Origin of the sequence: Enterobacter sp. CM29, from assembly GCF_013179605.1 — a bacterium.
Lineage (GTDB): Bacteria > Pseudomonadota > Gammaproteobacteria > Enterobacterales > Enterobacteriaceae > Enterobacter > Enterobacter intestinihominis.
Window position 1 is genome coordinate 1 of record NZ_JABMCU010000109.1, and the last position, 14,911, is coordinate 14,911.

Genomic DNA, 14,911 nt, shown 5'->3' on the forward strand with positions numbered 1-14,911 from the left:
ACGGTAAACCGCTGCCGTTCGGCGCAACGGTTACCACCGAGGACAAGGACAGCGAATTTATCGTCGGGAATGATGGCCAGACCTATCTCTCCGGTCTGCCACAGCAAGGGCATCTCCGCGTTTCCTGGGGACAGGAGGCAAACGAGCATTGCGTCGCTGACTATGTGCTCACGGATGAGAAAGCGAAAACCAGCATCATTAACGCTGCCGCGCAGTGTCACTGATCTCCCCTAAAGGCAAAACATTATGCAAATGATTAAACAGTGCTTTTTCTTACTGATTCTGGGAACCGCTGCGTTATTCATGCCGCATGCGAAGGCGACCTGCACCACGCCGGATCTCCCCAAAATGATCAACGTGGCATCCATTTCTGTCCCGACGACGCTGGCAGTTGGCGCAACTATCCCGGGTACAGAGCAGAGCGTTCATGTTGCCGGGCATTGCGATCAGAGTACCGACAGCGGCCTGGAGATTGTCTCCTGCTACTACGGCACCGGAGCGGAAATGCCAGGGCTCAGGGGGGTATACGAATCCGGCGTGCCGGGGATTGGCGTAGCATTGATGAATGATCACGGGCAGCGAATTAGCGGCGCTGGCGGCGTGCAGTGCGATTCCCGTGGAACGCCTGTCGGCTACGTCTCTACCGATGGAACACAGACTTTTAGCTTTGAAATAACGCTTGAGCTGGTTAAAACGAGTGACACCGTGACATCCGGTACGCTGGTGCAGTCTCAAACCGAATTTGGCATTGGCGTTTTCGGCCATGAAGGGATCGGCAACCCTAACCACATCGCCTATGCAGGTAATGTTATTCTTCATCAGGTCACCTGCTCCGTTTTACCGAAAAATCTCACCGTTAATTTGGGCGATTTTCCCGTCAGTGATTTCATCAGCGTAGGTTTTTTATCCAGCCCTGCTCAAAAATTTAATATCACCGTCAACTGTGACACAACCGTACAGCCTGAGCTAAAAATCACCAGCGCGAATGGATATGACACAGCATTTGAGGGGGTGATCAAACTCACGCAGCAGACCGGCATGGCTACAGGCGTCGGAGTAAGAATGCTATTTGATGACCATCTCGCCACCTTCGGTACCTATGTAAGTACCCAAAATCAGGCCGTAGCCAACGAAACGCTGGTGATCCCGTTTGAGGTTCGCTACGAGCAGGTCAGCAATGTAGTCACCCCCGGGCCAGCCAATACTGTGGCAACCATCACCCTCGCCTATAAGTGAACGTCATGAAAAAAACCGCATTGATTCTCGCGCTGGGGCTGATCGCCCAGGCCCACGCCGATGATATACAGATCCAGATGACGGGTAACATTTACGCCAACACGTGCGTCATTGACAGTGCCAGCCGCAACCTGACGGTGGACTTAGGCCAGGCGGCATCGGGTAGTTTTAAAGACGTGGGCGATACCGGCGAGTGGAAGGACTTTTCCCTTTCGGTGTCGCACTGCCCGGCCACGCTGGCGCTTGCCACCGCCTTTTTCTACGGTCAGGCCGACAGCACCCATCCCACCAAATTTGCCAATCTCGGTAGCGCAAAGGGGCTGGCACTGGAGCTGGCAGATCGTCAGGACAAGATACTGATTGCCCCGCAGGCCGCCTTTAACGCTGCCATAAACCCGTCAGACCACACGGCCACGTTCCCGCTGGCCGCACGCTATTACGCCACCTCGATGCCCATCTCTGCCGGCACGTTCAGCAGCGTGATCCAGGTGACCTTCACTTACCAGTAGGACCGCGCCCCTTAGCACGGAAGCTTTTTCGACGCCCGGCAGCCAGTTTTGTCGGGCGTTTTTTTACTTCCGGCACGTCCGGCTGCTCAATCGGGAAGATCGGCAGCGCATTCAGCAGCCGCTGGCCGTAGTTTTTGGTGAGCAGTCGTTTGTCATAAATCACCACCTCGCCCCAGCAGCCGTGGCTACGGATCAAGCGCCCGACCTGCTGAATCAGGTTAAACGACGCTGCAGGCAGGCTTTGCACTTCAAACGGATAACGGTTAAGGCTTTTCAGCCATTCGCCTTCGGTGATCACCACCGGGCTGTCGATGGGCGGGAAGGCGATTTTATGGATATGCACCTGCGTCAGGTAGTCGCCTTTCAAATCAAGCCCTTCCGCAAAGGACTGTAACCCCACCAGCACGCTGCGCTCGCCGTTATCAATGCGTTTACGGTGGGTTTCCACCAGCCGATAGCGCGGCTGATCGCCCTGCACCAGCAGGAGTAAGCGCAGATCCGTGACGTGCTCCAGGAAGCGTTGCATCGCCCGACCGCTGGCAAACAGCACCAGCATACCGGGGTATTTTTTACTCTCAACCTGCTCGCGGAAGTAGGCCGCCATTTCCGCAATATGCTGCTCTTCGTTATCGATAAGCGGCTCATAATTCATGCGCGGAATGACCAGCTTGCCCTGCTCACAGTGGTTGAACGGCGAGTCCAGGGCCACAAAGCGGTCGCCCGCTTTCTCTTTCAGGCCGCTCATCTCCTGCAACCTTGAGAAGCTGTTCAGGGAACGCAGAGTCGCTGACGTCACTACCACGTGCGGAACGCTGCGCCAGATCAGCTTTTCCAGCTGATCGGCCACGCGGATGCCCACGCAGTGGAAGAAGAGATGTCCCTGCCCGTCTCGTACTTCGCGGGTGGCCCACTTAGTCACCGGCGCGCCGGACGCCTGCGCCATCGAAGCCAGCCGCCAGAGTTTGCTCTGCGCTTCAAACATCCCCAGCGCACGATTCATTTGCAGCAGAATGCGGTGCAAACGCACCACGTCGTGAGTACCGGTTTTCTCGCTGAGATCGTTTAAGAACATCTCCGCCAGCCCGCGCAGCTTTTCCAGGTGCTTCGCCAGCTGCTGGCAAATCTCCATCACTTCCTGCGGCAACTCACCCATCGCAAAGCGGTGTTCCGCCTCCTGGGTGGCGGGGAGATACAGGTTAAGAATATTATTCAGCGAGGCGATGAGGCTGTACACCTCTTCACAGTGCTCGCTCAACCGCTCCGGAACCGCCAGCGGCGGCGTGGTTTTCGGACGGAACTGCTCCATGCAGGTTGCCACCAGTTTGCAGAACAGATCCAGTTGCAGGCGAAACCACGGGGCGGTAATTTCCGCGCTCATCTCCAGCGCATCTCGCGCCACGTCGGGCAGATGATGACCTTCATCGAGCACCAGCAGCAGGTTTTTGGGCTCCGGCAGGACCGCTTCACTCTCCAGTGCAGCCATGACCAGCGCGTGGTTGGCGACAACCACCTCCGCTTCCTGAATCTCACGCCGGGCGACAAAGAACGGGCACTCGCGATAGTAGTGACAGTTACGGTTCAGGCAGCTTGCTTTATCGGTGCTGAGCCTGCGCCACAGGTCGTCGCCGATCGCCTGGTTGGTGTGATCCCGCAGGCCGTCCCACTTGTAGCCGTCGAGATCGGCCTTCAGCTTTGCGCACTGCTCCTGCTCCGCCTTGTTGTTTGGCGTCAGCTCGTCATCAAGAAACGCGAGCAGATCCTGTTGGGAGGGTTCACTGCTGGCCAGAGCCGCCAGATTGCGCGGACAGACGTAGCGCCCGCGACCAAAGGCGGCGGTAAACCGTAAATCGGGGATAATTTTGCGCAGCAGCGGCAAATCTTTGCTGAAGATCTGATCCTGCAAGGCCACGTTAGCGGTACTGACCACCAGCGTTTTATCTTCTTCCCGCGCGATGGCAATGCCGGGAATAAGATACGACAGGGTTTTCCCGACGCCGGTCGGGGCTTCAATCGCCAGATGTCGCCCGTCGTCCCCGGCGAGCGTTTTTGCCACGTCGGCAATCATCTGCCGCTGCGGGGCTCGGGGAATAAAATCGGGGATCTGCTGTTGTAGCGCCTTATACCATGCGCCAATTTGCGCCTTGAGCGCAGCGGTTAAAGCCATCGGAAACCTGAAATACTGTATAAACAGCCACTATTGTGGCACTTTCTCTCCGCTGCCGCAAAAAGAAAAGCCCGGCTTTACGACCGGGCTTCCAGATTACTGCGGGTTAGCAGGCTTACGCGGGCGGCGTCGGCGCTGCCCCTCGCCTGCCGGTTTCCCTTCGCCGCTACGCCATGGGTTTTCACCGGCCGGTTTGCTGTCGTTATTACGACGCGGCGGTTTGCCCGAAGATTTCGGCGCGCCGCCTTCGGCACGACGCGGCTGCTGACCGCGACCACCGCCGCCCTGACCGCGCCCGCCACCCTGACGACCGTTCTGAATTGGCTCGGCTTTGATTGACGGGTCAACTTCATAGCCCGGGGTTTCAATGCGCGGGATCTCTTTCTTCAGCAGGCGTTCGATGTCGCGCAGCAGCTTGTGCTCATCCACGCAAACCAGAGAGAGCGCTTCCCCGGTTGCCGCCGCGCGTCCGGTACGGCCGATACGGTGAACGTAATCTTCCGGCACGTTTGGCAGCTCGTAGTTCACCACGTGCGGCAGCTCTTCGATATCCAGACCGCGTGCGGCGATGTCGGTTGCCACCAGCACGCGTATGTCGCCAGACTTGAAGTCTGCCAGCGCGCGGGTACGCGCGCCCTGGCTCTTGTTGCCGTGAATGGCCGCGCTGCGGATGCCATCTTTATTCAGCTGTTCCGCCAGGTGATTGGCGCCGTGCTTGGTGCGGGTAAAGACCAGCACCTGCTGCCAGTTGCCCTGGCCGATCATCTGGGAGAGCAGTTCCCGCTTGCGCTTCTTATCTACAAAATGCACGTGCTGCGTCACCTGCTCGGAGGCGGTGTTGCGGCGCGCGACTTCCACTTCCAGCGGGTTATGCAGCAGCTTTTCCGCCAGCGCCTTGATCTCGTCGGAGAAGGTCGCGGAGAAGAGCAGGTTCTGACGACGCGTCGGCAGCTTCGCCAGCACGCGGCGAATGTCGTGGATGAAGCCCATGTCGAGCATACGGTCGGCTTCGTCCAGCACCAGAATTTCGATGTTATCGAGCTTCACCGCGTTCTGGTGTTCGAGATCCAGCAGACGCCCCGGGGTTGCCACCAGCACGTCGACGCCGCCGCGCAGCTTCATCATCTGCGGGTTAATGCTTACCCCGCCGAAAACTACCAGCGAACGAATGTTGAGATAGCGGCTGTATTCACGCACGTTCTCACCAATCTGGGCCGCCAGCTCGCGGGTTGGGGTGAGGATCAGCGCACGCACCGGACGACGGCCTTTGGCGTGTGGCTGGTTTTTTACCAGCAGCTCCAGCAGCGGCAGGGTAAAGCCCGCGGTCTTACCAGTACCGGTCTGCGCGCTTGCCATCAGGTCACGGCCCTGCAAAACGGCCGGGATAGCCTGCTGCTGAATAGGGGTTGGCTCAACGTAGCCCTGCTCTGCGATGGCGCGCAGAATTTCCGGGTTCAGACCAAGGGAATCAAAAGACATAAAAACTCCGAACCGCCCCGACCATCACAGGTGTAGTTTTCAGGGAGATATAACGAATAGAAGGACAAAAACCACAATGTCGCGAAGGAGCGGAGTGTAGCAGCTTTTGTGACGTGGCGCATAAAATATCCCCGGCGATGACTCGACGTTTGCGCAAATCAGGCATAATCTTAATCAATCGATTGATTAATTTTTAATGCTGCTATGAATACAACCCCAACGACAACCAAAGGCGAACAGGCGAAAAGTCAGCTTATCGCCGCCGCGCTGGCGCAGTTTGGCGAGTATGGTCTGCATGCCACCACGCGGGATATCGCCGCGCAGGCCGGGCAGAATATTGCGGCCATTACCTACTATTTTGGCTCAAAAGAGGATCTATACCTCGCCTGCGCCCAGTGGACCGCGGATTTTATCGGCACCAGCTTTCGCCCGCACGTGGAAGAAGCCACCGCGCTGTTCAGCCAGCCAGAGCCGGACCGGGTTGCCATCCGCCAGCTGATCCTTAACGCCTGTCACAACATGATCCGCCTGCTGACGCACGACGATACGCTGAACCTGAGCAAATTTATCTCCCGCGAGCAGCTCTCCCCCACTGCCGCGTACCAGCTGGTACACGATCAGGTGATCGCCCCGATGCATAGCCATCTGACCCGGCTGATCGCCGCCTATACCGGACGGGACGCCAGCGATACGGACACCATTTTGCATACCCACGCCCTGCTGGGCGAAGTGCTCGCCTTCCGTCTGGGGCGTGAGACCATCCTGTTACGTACGGGCTGGACACAATTCGATGAGGATAAAGCCGCGCAAATTAGCCAGGTCATTACCTGTCACGTTGATCTGATCCTGCAAGGCTTAACGCAAAGGAGCCAGAAGTCATGAAAAAACCTGTCGCCATCATTCTGGTGGTTGTTGTCTTGCTTGCTGCGGGAACAGGCGGCTGGCTGTGGTATCAGAGCCAGCAGGATCGTGGCCTGACGCTGTACGGCAACGTGGATATCCGCACCGTGAACATGAGCTTCCGCGTCGGCGGACGGCTGGCCTCGCTGAGCGTTGACGAAGGCGATGCCATCAAAACCGGGCAGACGCTGGGGATGCTGGACAAAGCCCCGTTTGAAAACGCGTTGATGCAGGCAAAAGCGGGCGTCGCCGTCGCACAGGCGCAGTACGACCTGATGCTGGCGGGCTATCGTGATGAAGAGATCGCCCAGGCGGCCGCTGCCGTTAAGCAGGCAAAAGCCGCCTATGACTATGCGCAGAATTTCTATAACCGTCAGCAAGGCTTATGGAAAAGCCGCACTATTTCCGCCAACGACCTGGAAAACGCGCGCTCATCCCGCGACCAGGCGCAGGCGACGCTGAAATCTGCCCAGGATAAGTTAAGCCAGTACCGCACCGGTAACCGCGCGCAGGACATTGCCCAGGCGAAGGCCAGCCTTGAGCAGGCGCAGGCGCAGTTAGCCCAGGCGGAGCTGGATCTGCACGATACCACGTTAATCGCCCCGTCTGACGGTACGCTGATGACCCGCGCCGTGGAGCCGGGCAGCATGCTCAGCGCGGGCAGCACCGTGTTAACGCTCTCCTTAACCCGTCCGGTGTGGGTGCGCGCTTACATTGATGAGCCGAATCTTGGCCAGATGCAGCCGGGCCGCGAACTGCTGCTCTACACCGATGGTCGCCCGGACAAGCCGTATCACGGCAAAGTGGGCTTCGTCTCCCCAACGGCCGAGTTCACGCCAAAAACCGTTGAAACCCCGGATCTGCGTACCGACCTGGTGTATCGCCTGCGCATCATCGTCACCGATGCGGACAACGCGCTGCGTCAGGGCATGCCTGTTACCGTGACCTTAAACGACGGGGAACAACATGAATGATGCGGTTATCCAGCTCAATAATCTGGTCAAACGCTTCCCGGGAATGGCTAAACCGGCGGTCGCGCCGCTGAACTGTACGATTCAGAAAGGCTATGTGACCGGGCTGGTGGGGCCGGACGGCGCGGGTAAAACCACGCTGATGCGGATGCTGGCGGGATTGCTGAAGCCGGATGAAGGCAGCGCCAGCGTGCTTGGCCTCGATCCCATCAAAGACGACGCGGCGCTCCACGGCATACTCGGCTATATGCCGCAGAAGTTTGGTCTGTATGAAGATCTGACGGTAATGGAAAACCTCAACCTGTATGCCGATCTGCGCAGCGTTACCGGCGAAACCCGGCAGAAAACCTTCGAGCGTCTGCTGGCGTTTACCTCCCTCGGCCCGTTCACCGATCGGCTGGCGGGCAAACTTTCCGGCGGGATGAAGCAGAAGCTGGGGCTGGCCTGCACGCTGGTGGGCGAACCGAAGGTGCTGTTGCTGGATGAACCCGGCGTCGGCGTGGACCCGATTTCCCGCCGCGAGCTGTGGCAGATGGTGCACGAGCTGGCGGGTGACGGCATGCTGATCCTCTGGAGTACCTCTTACCTTGATGAAGCAGAGCAGTGCCGTGACGTGCTGCTGATGAACGAAGGCGAACTGCTCTATCAGGGCGAGCCCACCGAGCTGACGCAAACCATGGCCGGGCGCAGTTTTCTGCTACACAGCGCGCAGGAATCCAACCGCAAGCTGCTGCAACGGGTGCTGAAGCTGCCCCAGGTGAGCGACGGGATGATTCAGGGCCGTTCGGTGCGCGTGATCCTCAAAAAAGAGGCCACCGCCGACGATATCCGGCGTGCGCAGGGGATGCCTGAAATCGACATGACAGAGACCGCGCCGCGCTTTGAAGATGCGTTTATCGATCTGCTGGGCGGGGCGGGAACCTCAGAATCACCGCTTGGCGCCATTCTGCACACGGTGGAAGGCACGCCGGGCGAAACGGTCATTGAAGCGAAATCGCTCACCAAAAAATTCGGCGATTTCGCTGCCACCGATAACGTCAATTTTGCCGTGAAGCGCGGCGAGATATTTGGCCTGCTCGGGCCGAACGGTGCGGGGAAATCCACCACCTTTAAAATGATGTGCGGCCTGCTGGTACCGACCTCCGGCAAAGCGCTGGTGCTGAACATGGATCTCAAAGTCAGCTCCGGCAAGGCGCGCCAGCATCTGGGCTATATGGCGCAGAAGTTTTCGCTCTACGGCAACCTGACGGTGGAGCAAAATCTGCGATTTTTCTCCGGCGTCTACGGCCTGCGGGGACGGGCGCAGAACGAGAAAATCGGCCGCATGTGCGACGCCTTTGGCCTGACCGATATCGCCTCACACGCTACCGACGCGCTGCCGCTTGGCTTCAAACAGCGGCTGGCGCTGGCCTGTTCGTTGATGCACGAGCCCGATATCCTCTTTCTTGATGAACCTACGTCAGGCGTGGACCCCCTCACCCGCCGTGAATTCTGGTTGCATATCAATAGCATGGTGGAAAAAGGCGTGACCGTGATGGTCACCACCCACTTTATGGACGAGGCAGAGTACTGCGACCGCATCGGGCTGGTCTATCGCGGCAAGCTGATTGCCCACGGCACGCCGGACGACCTGAAAGCGCAGGCCGCCGACGACGCACAGCCGGACCCAACCATGGAGCAGGCGTTTATCACCCTCATCCACGACTGGGATAAGGAGAATCCTCATGCGCAGTAACGCCCTCTCCTGGCGCCGGGTGCGCGCCCTGTGCGTCAAAGAGACGCGGCAGATTGTGCGTGACCCCAGCAGCTGGCTGATTGCGGTGGTGATCCCCCTGCTGCTGCTGTTTATTTTTGGCTACGGGATTAACCTCGATTCCAGCAAGCTGCGGGTCGGGATCCTGCTGGAGCAGCAGAGCGAAGAGGCGCTGGACTTCACCCACGCCATGACCGGCTCGCCCTACATCGATGCCACCATCAGCGACAACCGGCAGGAACTGATCCAGAAAATGCAGGCCGGTAAAATTCGCGGTCTGATCGTCATCCCGGTCGATTTCGCCGCCAACATGGCACGCCCGGGCGCCGATGCGCCAATTCAGGTGATCACCGACGGCAGCGAACCGAACACCGCCAATTTCGTGGAGGGCTATGCGGAGGGGATCTGGCAGCTCTGGCAGATGCAGCGCGCCGAAGACCGGGGGGAGAAGTTTGAACCGCTGATTGACGTGCAGACGCGCTACTGGTTTAACCCCGCCGCCATCAGCCAGCATTTTATTATCCCGGGTGCAGTCACTATCATCATGACGGTGATTGGCGCGATCCTCACCTCGCTGGTGATCGCCCGCGAATGGGAGCGCGGCACCATGGAGGCGCTGCTCTCCACCGAAGTGACGCGCGTCGAGCTTTTGCTCTGCAAGCTGATCCCCTACTACTTCCTCGGCATGCTGGCGATGCTGCTCTGTATGCTGGTCTCGGTATTTATTCTTGGCGTGCCGTACCGCGGTTCGCTGGTGGTGCTGTTCTTTATTACCAGCCTGTTTTTACTCAGCACGCTGGGAATGGGGCTGCTGATCTCCACCATCACCCGCAACCAGTTTAACGCCGCGCAGGTGGCGCTTAATGCCGCCTTCCTGCCGTCGATTATGCTCTCCGGCTTTATCTTCCAGATTGACAGTATGCCAGCGGTGATCCGTGCCGTGACCTACATCATTCCGGCACGCTACTTTGTGAGCACCCTGCAAAGCCTGTTTCTGGCGGGGAACATCCCGGTAGTGCTGATTATCAACACCCTGTTTTTGCTGGCGTCGGCGGTGATGTTTATCGGGCTGACGTGGATGAAAACGAAAAGAAGATTAGATTAGCCATCGGATTTTGTAGGTCGGGAAAGCGCAAGCGCCACCCGACAGGAGGACGACGCGATGTTTCACCGTTTATGGACATTGATCCGCAAAGAGCTGCAATCCTTGCTGCGCGAGCCGCAGACCCGCGCCATTCTGGTGCTGCCGGTGCTGCTTCAGGTTGTACTGTTTCCGTTTGCCGCCACGCTGGAGGTCACCAACGCCACCATCGCCATTTACAACGAAGATAATGGCAAGCATTCCGTCGAGCTGACACAGCGTTTCGCCCGCGCCAAAGCCTTTACCCATGTCCTGCTGCTGCAAAGCCCGCAGGCGATCCAGCCCACCATCGACACGCAGAAAGCATTATTGCTGGTGCGCTTCCCGGCGGATTTCTCCCGCAATCTGGACACCTTCCAGACCGCGCCGATGCAGCTGATCCTCGACGGGCGTAACTCCAACAGTGCCCAGATAGCGGCGAACTATTTGCAGCAGGTAGTGAAGGACTACCAGCAGGAGCTGATGGCGGGCAAACCCAAACCCAACAACAGCGAGCTGGTGGTGCGCAACTGGTACAACCCGAATCTGGACTACAAGTGGTTTGTGGTGCCGTCGTTAATCGCCATGATCACCACTATTGGCGTGATGATTGTCACCTCGCTGTCCGTGGCACGCGAACGTGAGCAAGGTACGCTGGATCAGCTGCTTGTCTCGCCGCTCGCTACATGGCAGATATTTGTCGGCAAGGCGGTGCCGGCACTGATTGTCGCGACGTTCCAGGCGACCATCGTGCTGGGGGTGGGAATATGGGCGTACCAGATCCCGTTTGCCGGATCGCTGGCGCTGTTTTACTTCACGATGGTGATTTACGGCCTGTCGCTGGTGGGGTTTGGGCTGCTGATTTCCGCGCTCTGCTCAACGCAGCAGCAGGCGTTTATCGGGGTGTTTGTCTTTATGATGCCGGCGATTTTGCTTTCAGGGTACGTGTCGCCAGTGGAGAACATGCCGGTGTGGTTACAGGATCTGACATGGATAAACCCGATTCGTCACTTCACGGATATCACCAAGCAAATCTATCTGAAGGATGCGAGTCTGGATATTGTGTGGGGAAGTTTGTGGCCGCTACTGGTCATCGCGGCCACAACGGGCTCAGTGGCCTATGCGATGTTTAGACGAAACATCGCGTAGCTTTTTCTCTTTGGTGAGCAACGACACCACCGCAGGCCCTGCGAGGATAGCCAGACCCGCCAGGGCCAGCAGCAGGTTGTTTTGCAGCACGCGTGACAACAGCCACAGGACGATCATTGCCGCACCAAAATACCAGGTGGTGGTGAGCTCTTCGAGCACATCACCCACTTCACGCCAGCGCGCGTCGTGGTGACGCTGTAAAAACAGCATCGACAGCACGGTCACGCCGTAAACCACACATAACCCTAAGCCGACACGCACCAGCGTGCCGCTCATCCAGCCCATCACCAGTACGGCCACGACCAGTAAATGCAACATTATCTGCCAGCAACTCAAACCGGTTGCGACACGAACGCGTTGTTGCCACTTCATGGCTTCTCTCCTGAAGGATTTTTCTCTGCTAATTCAGACTACCGCACTTTACGGAAAATTCCGTAACGCCGCATCTTTTTGTGACGCCTACTACACTTTATTTTCATCGGGATAGTCACCCAGGAAGGTGTTTATGAGCAAAAGAACGCAGCATTTCTCGCTTAAGGTGCTGACGATAAATATTCATAAGGGCTTCACAGCATTTAACCGCCGCTTCATTTTACCGGAGCTGCGCGACGCGGTACGCACCGTCAGCGCCGATATTGTCTGCCTCCAGGAGGTCATGGGCGCGCACGAAGTGCACCCGATGCATTTCGAAAACTGGCCCGACACGCCCCATTACGAGTTTCTGGCGGATACCATGTGGAGCGATTACGCCTACGGGCGCAATGCGGTCTACCCGGAGGGGCATCACGGTAACGCAGTGCTGTCGCGTTTTCCTATCGAGCATTATGAGAACCGGGACGTCTCCGTTGGCGAGAGCGAAAAACGCGGGTTGTTATACTGCCGCATCACGCCACCGGCGCTCGATTTTCCCATTCATGTGGGCTGCGTTCATCTTGGCCTGCGTGAGGCCCACCGTCAGGCTCAGCTACAGATGCTGGCAGACTGGACCAATGCGCTGCCGGAGGGCGAGCCCGTGGTGGTGGCCGGTGATTTTAACGACTGGCGACAGCGGGCCAATCATCCGCTGAAGGTGAATGCGGGGCTGGAGGAGATTTTTACCCGCTCACGCGGTCGTCCCGCGCGGACGTTTCCGGTGCGCTTCCCCCTGCTGCGCCTTGACCGCATCTACGTAAAAAATGCCCACGCCAGCAGCCCGACGGCGCTGGCTTTACTCAACTGGCGACATCTCTCCGACCATGCCCCACTCAGCGCGGAGATCCACTTATGAAATGCACATGGCAGGAAGGTAACCGTATTACGCTGCTGGAAAATGGCGATAACTTTTATCCGGCGGTCTTTGAGGCGATTAGCCACGCACAGCAGAAAGTCTTTCTGGAAACGTTTATCTGGTTTGAAGACGACGTGGGCAGGCAGTTGCACAGCGCGCTGCTGCAAGCCGCTCGTCGCGGTATAAAAATCGAGGTCCTGCTCGACGGATATGGTTCGCCGGATCTCAGCGACGAATTTGTTAACGAGCTCACCGCCGCAGGGGTGGTATTCCGCTATTACGATCCCGGCCCGCGTCTGTTCGGGATGCGCACCAACCTGTTCCGCCGAATGCACCGCAAAATTGTGGTGGTGGACGAAACGGTGGCCTTCGTTGGCGGCATTAACTACTCCGCCGAGCATATGTCGGATTATGGTCCCGAAGCGAAACAGGACTACGCGATCCGTATCGAAGGGCCGGTGGTTCAGGACATCCAGCTGTTCGTGCTGGAAAACTTACCCGGCAAAGAGGCCGCTCGCCGCTGGTGGCGACGCCGCCATCGCCCGGAAGAGAACCGCAAGCCCGGCGAGGCGCAGGCGCTGTTCGTCTGGCGGGATAACGAGGAGCACCGGGACGATATCGAACGTCACTACCTGAAGATGCTGGCGAACGCGAAGCGCGAGGTGATTATCGCCAACGCCTATTTCTTCCCCGGTTACCGGATTTTGCACGCCATGCGCAACGCGGCCCGACGCGGCGTAAGCGTGAAGCTCATCGTCCAGGGTGAGCCCGATATGCCGATTGTGAAGGTGGGCGCGCGTCTGCTCTATCGCTATCTGGTCAAAAGCGGCGTGCAGATCTATGAATATCGCCGCCGCCCGCTGCACGGCAAAGTGGCCGTGATGGATGACCACTGGGCGACCGTTGGCTCAAGCAACCTCGATCCGCTGAGCTTATCGCTCAATCTGGAAGCGAACCTGATCATCCACGATCGCCAGTTTAATCAGACCCTGCGCGATAACCTTCAGGGTCTGATCAATAAAGACTGCGTGCGTGTGGATGAGTCCATGGTGCCGAAACGCAGCTGGTGGAACGTTGGCATCGGTGTGGTGGTGTTCCACTTCCTGCGCCACTTCCCGGCCATGGTGGGCTGGCTGCCCGCGCATACGCCGAAACTGGCGCTGGTGGATCCGCCAGTGCAACCCGAAATGGAAACCCAGGACCGCGTAGAGGCGGAAGATGGAGGGAAAACCTGATGTCGAAATCTCATCCTCGCTGGCGGCTGGCGAAAAAAATCCTGACCTGGCTGTTCTTCATTGCCGTCGCGGTCCTGCTGGTGGTGTATGCCCAAAAGGTCGACTGGGAAGAGGTGTGGAAGGTTATTCGCAACTACAACCGGACAGTCCTGCTGGGGGCGGTTGGCCTGGTGATTGTAAGCTACCTGATGTACGGCTGCTATGACCTGTTGGGACGCGCCTACTGCGGGCATAAGCTTGCCAAACGGCAGGTTATGCTGGTGTCATTCATCTGCTACGCCTTTAACCTGACGCTGAGCACCTGGGTGGGCGGGATTGGCATGCGCTATCGCCTGTACTCCCGCCTTGGCTTACCGGGCGGCACCATCACGCGTATTTTCTCGCTGAGTATCACCACCAACTGGCTGGGGTATATCCTGCTCGGCGGGGTGATCTTCACCATTGGCGTGGTGCAGCTGCCTGCGCACTGGTACATCGATGAGGCCACCCTGCGCATTCTGGGCATCGTACTGCTGCTGATCATCGCCGCCTACCTGTGGGCCTGCGCCTTTGCCAAACGTCGTCACATGACCATTAAAGGGCAGAAGCTGGTGCTGCCGTCATGGAAGTTTGCCGTCCTGCAAATGGTGGTTTCCAGCGCCAACTGGATGGCGATGGGGGCCATTATCTGGCTGCTGATTGGCGAAGATGTGAATTACTTCTTCGTGCTGGGCGTGCTGCTGGTAAGCAGTATTGCCGGGGTGATTGTGCATATTCCAGCGGGGATCGGCGTACTGGAAGCGGTGTTTATCGCGCTGCTTGCAGGGGAGCATGTGTCTCACGGGACGATTATCGCTGCCCTGCTCGCGTACCGCATGATCTACTACTTCCTGCCGCTGGCGCTGGCAACGATCTGTTATCTGGTGCTGGAGAGTCGGGCGAAGAAGCTGCGCGCCAAAAACGAGAAGGCGATGGCAAAATAAAAGCAAAACGGCAACTTCGTTGCCGTTTTTAGGGTTTGTTCCCTCTCCCTGTGGGCTGAGGGATCCCCAGTAATTTTTTTATGCAGAAGCAATAAAGTTGCTTTCTAAATGACTGAGGGCTGTCAGCGATGCCCTGGTCCGGCTGTAAATCGCTGAGGCGTTTGCC

At 58.1% G+C, this 14,911-nt stretch carries 14 protein-coding genes; 11 read left to right on the forward strand and 3 right to left on the reverse strand.

The window, feature by feature from the left end:
- From HP459_RS14215 to HP459_RS14225, 3 genes are all read left to right on the forward strand, one after another.
- On the forward strand, positions 1 to 224 hold a 224-nt coding region (locus tag HP459_RS14215; protein ID WP_301540994.1), incomplete at its 5' end, for a FimD/PapC C-terminal domain-containing protein.
- Between the two features lie 22 nt (positions 225 to 246).
- Positions 247 to 1,236 carry a fimbrial protein gene (locus tag HP459_RS14220; protein WP_022647513.1) on the forward strand — a complete coding sequence of 330 codons (990 nt, stop codon included), beginning with the start codon at positions 247 to 249 and terminating at the stop codon, positions 1,234 to 1,236.
- Positions 1,237 to 1,241: 5 nt separating this feature from the next.
- Positions 1,242 to 1,745, forward strand: coding sequence for a fimbrial protein (locus tag HP459_RS14225; protein WP_023299643.1), 504 nt, complete (start codon positions 1,242 to 1,244; stop codon positions 1,743 to 1,745).
- Here the strand turns inward: HP459_RS14225 and dinG are convergent.
- Together dinG and rhlE are read right to left on the reverse strand one after the other, a co-directional pair.
- Positions 1,732 to 3,909 carry an ATP-dependent DNA helicase DinG gene (dinG, locus tag HP459_RS14230; protein ID WP_038415719.1) on the reverse strand — a complete coding sequence of 726 codons (2,178 nt, stop codon included), beginning with the start codon at positions 3,907 to 3,909 and terminating at the stop codon, positions 1,732 to 1,734. The genes HP459_RS14225 and dinG overlap by 14 nt on opposite strands.
- A gap of 96 nt (positions 3,910 to 4,005) precedes the next feature.
- The gene (rhlE, locus tag HP459_RS14235) at positions 4,006 to 5,388 is read right to left on the reverse strand and encodes an ATP-dependent RNA helicase RhlE (RefSeq protein WP_017693771.1); all 1,383 of its coding nucleotides are present in this window, start codon (positions 5,386 to 5,388) and stop codon (positions 4,006 to 4,008) included.
- A 204-nt stretch (positions 5,389 to 5,592) separates the two neighbouring features.
- On the opposite strand from rhlE, the gene cecR reads away from it, so the two are divergent.
- Genes cecR through HP459_RS14260 form a run of 5 tightly spaced genes read left to right on the forward strand, consistent with a single transcriptional unit; the run spans position 5,593 to position 11,281 of the window.
- Positions 5,593 to 6,270, forward strand: a complete 678-nt coding sequence (gene cecR, locus HP459_RS14240) for a transcriptional regulator CecR (RefSeq protein WP_171936369.1) — start codon at positions 5,593 to 5,595, stop codon at positions 6,268 to 6,270.
- Positions 6,267 to 7,262, forward strand: a complete 996-nt coding sequence (gene hlyD / locus HP459_RS14245; protein ID WP_038415716.1) for a secretion protein HlyD — start codon at positions 6,267 to 6,269, stop codon at positions 7,260 to 7,262. The genes cecR and hlyD overlap by 4 nt, the downstream gene beginning before the upstream one ends.
- The gene (locus tag HP459_RS14250) at positions 7,255 to 8,994 is read left to right on the forward strand and encodes an ATP-binding cassette domain-containing protein (RefSeq protein WP_022647508.1); all 1,740 of its coding nucleotides are present in this window, start codon (positions 7,255 to 7,257) and stop codon (positions 8,992 to 8,994) included. The genes hlyD and HP459_RS14250 overlap by 8 nt, the downstream gene beginning before the upstream one ends.
- The gene (locus tag HP459_RS14255) at positions 8,984 to 10,117 is read left to right on the forward strand and encodes an ABC transporter permease (RefSeq protein WP_171936370.1); all 1,134 of its coding nucleotides are present in this window, start codon (positions 8,984 to 8,986) and stop codon (positions 10,115 to 10,117) included. Before HP459_RS14250 ends, HP459_RS14255 begins: the two co-directional genes overlap by 11 nt.
- Before the next feature lie 57 nt (positions 10,118 to 10,174).
- The gene (locus tag HP459_RS14260; RefSeq protein ID WP_022647506.1) at positions 10,175 to 11,281 is read left to right on the forward strand and encodes an ABC transporter permease; all 1,107 of its coding nucleotides are present in this window, start codon (positions 10,175 to 10,177) and stop codon (positions 11,279 to 11,281) included.
- Here HP459_RS14260 and HP459_RS14265 read toward each other — a convergent pair.
- Positions 11,243 to 11,653: a YbhQ family protein gene (locus tag HP459_RS14265; RefSeq protein ID WP_003858499.1), complete on the reverse strand. Its 411-nt coding sequence runs from the start codon at positions 11,651 to 11,653 to the stop codon at positions 11,243 to 11,245. The two genes, HP459_RS14260 and HP459_RS14265, sit on opposite strands and share 39 nt — an antisense overlap.
- Before the next feature lie 133 nt (positions 11,654 to 11,786).
- Between HP459_RS14265 and HP459_RS14270 the strand changes: the two genes are divergently transcribed.
- The 3 genes from HP459_RS14270 to HP459_RS14280 are packed head-to-tail and all read left to right on the forward strand — an operon-like array spanning position 11,787 to position 14,745.
- The gene (locus tag HP459_RS14270) at positions 11,787 to 12,548 is read left to right on the forward strand and encodes an endonuclease/exonuclease/phosphatase family protein (protein WP_022647505.1); all 762 of its coding nucleotides are present in this window, start codon (positions 11,787 to 11,789) and stop codon (positions 12,546 to 12,548) included.
- Positions 12,545 to 13,783, forward strand: a complete 1,239-nt coding sequence (gene clsB, locus HP459_RS14275; protein WP_022647504.1) for a cardiolipin synthase ClsB — start codon at positions 12,545 to 12,547, stop codon at positions 13,781 to 13,783. The genes HP459_RS14270 and clsB overlap by 4 nt, the downstream gene beginning before the upstream one ends.
- On the forward strand, positions 13,783 to 14,745 hold the full coding sequence (locus HP459_RS14280; RefSeq protein ID WP_023299637.1) for a YbhN family protein: 963 nt from the start codon (positions 13,783 to 13,785) through the stop codon (positions 14,743 to 14,745). The genes clsB and HP459_RS14280 overlap by 1 nt, the downstream gene beginning before the upstream one ends.
- Positions 14,746 to 14,911 lie beyond the last annotated feature (166 nt).

Bases quoted from the DNA above. Each gene is read 5' to 3' on its own strand.
- HP459_RS14270 (WP_022647505.1), top strand. From the start codon at position 11,787: ATGAGCAAAAGAACGCAGCATTTCTCGCTTAAGGTGCTGACGATAAAT.
- HP459_RS14225 (WP_023299643.1), top strand. From the start codon at position 1,242: ATGAAAAAAACCGCATTGATTCTCGCGCTGGGGCTGATCGCCCAGGCC.
- HP459_RS14280 (WP_023299637.1), top strand. From the start codon at position 13,783: ATGTCGAAATCTCATCCTCGCTGGCGGCTGGCGAAAAAAATCCTGACC.
- HP459_RS14220 (WP_022647513.1), top strand. From the start codon at position 247: ATGCAAATGATTAAACAGTGCTTTTTCTTACTGATTCTGGGAACCGCT.
- rhlE (WP_017693771.1), bottom strand. From the start codon at position 5,388: ATGTCTTTTGATTCCCTTGGTCTGAACCCGGAAATTCTGCGCGCCATC.
- clsB (WP_022647504.1), top strand. From the start codon at position 12,545: ATGAAATGCACATGGCAGGAAGGTAACCGTATTACGCTGCTGGAAAAT.
- dinG (WP_038415719.1), bottom strand. From the start codon at position 3,909: ATGGCTTTAACCGCTGCGCTCAAGGCGCAAATTGGCGCATGGTATAAG.
- HP459_RS14250 (WP_022647508.1), top strand. From the start codon at position 7,255: ATGAATGATGCGGTTATCCAGCTCAATAATCTGGTCAAACGCTTCCCG.
- hlyD (WP_038415716.1), top strand. From the start codon at position 6,267: ATGAAAAAACCTGTCGCCATCATTCTGGTGGTTGTTGTCTTGCTTGCT.
- HP459_RS14255 (WP_171936370.1), top strand. From the start codon at position 8,984: ATGCGCAGTAACGCCCTCTCCTGGCGCCGGGTGCGCGCCCTGTGCGTC.
- cecR (WP_171936369.1), top strand. From the start codon at position 5,593: ATGAATACAACCCCAACGACAACCAAAGGCGAACAGGCGAAAAGTCAG.
- HP459_RS14260 (WP_022647506.1), top strand. From the start codon at position 10,175: ATGTTTCACCGTTTATGGACATTGATCCGCAAAGAGCTGCAATCCTTG.
- HP459_RS14265 (WP_003858499.1), bottom strand. From the start codon at position 11,653: ATGAAGTGGCAACAACGCGTTCGTGTCGCAACCGGTTTGAGTTGCTGG.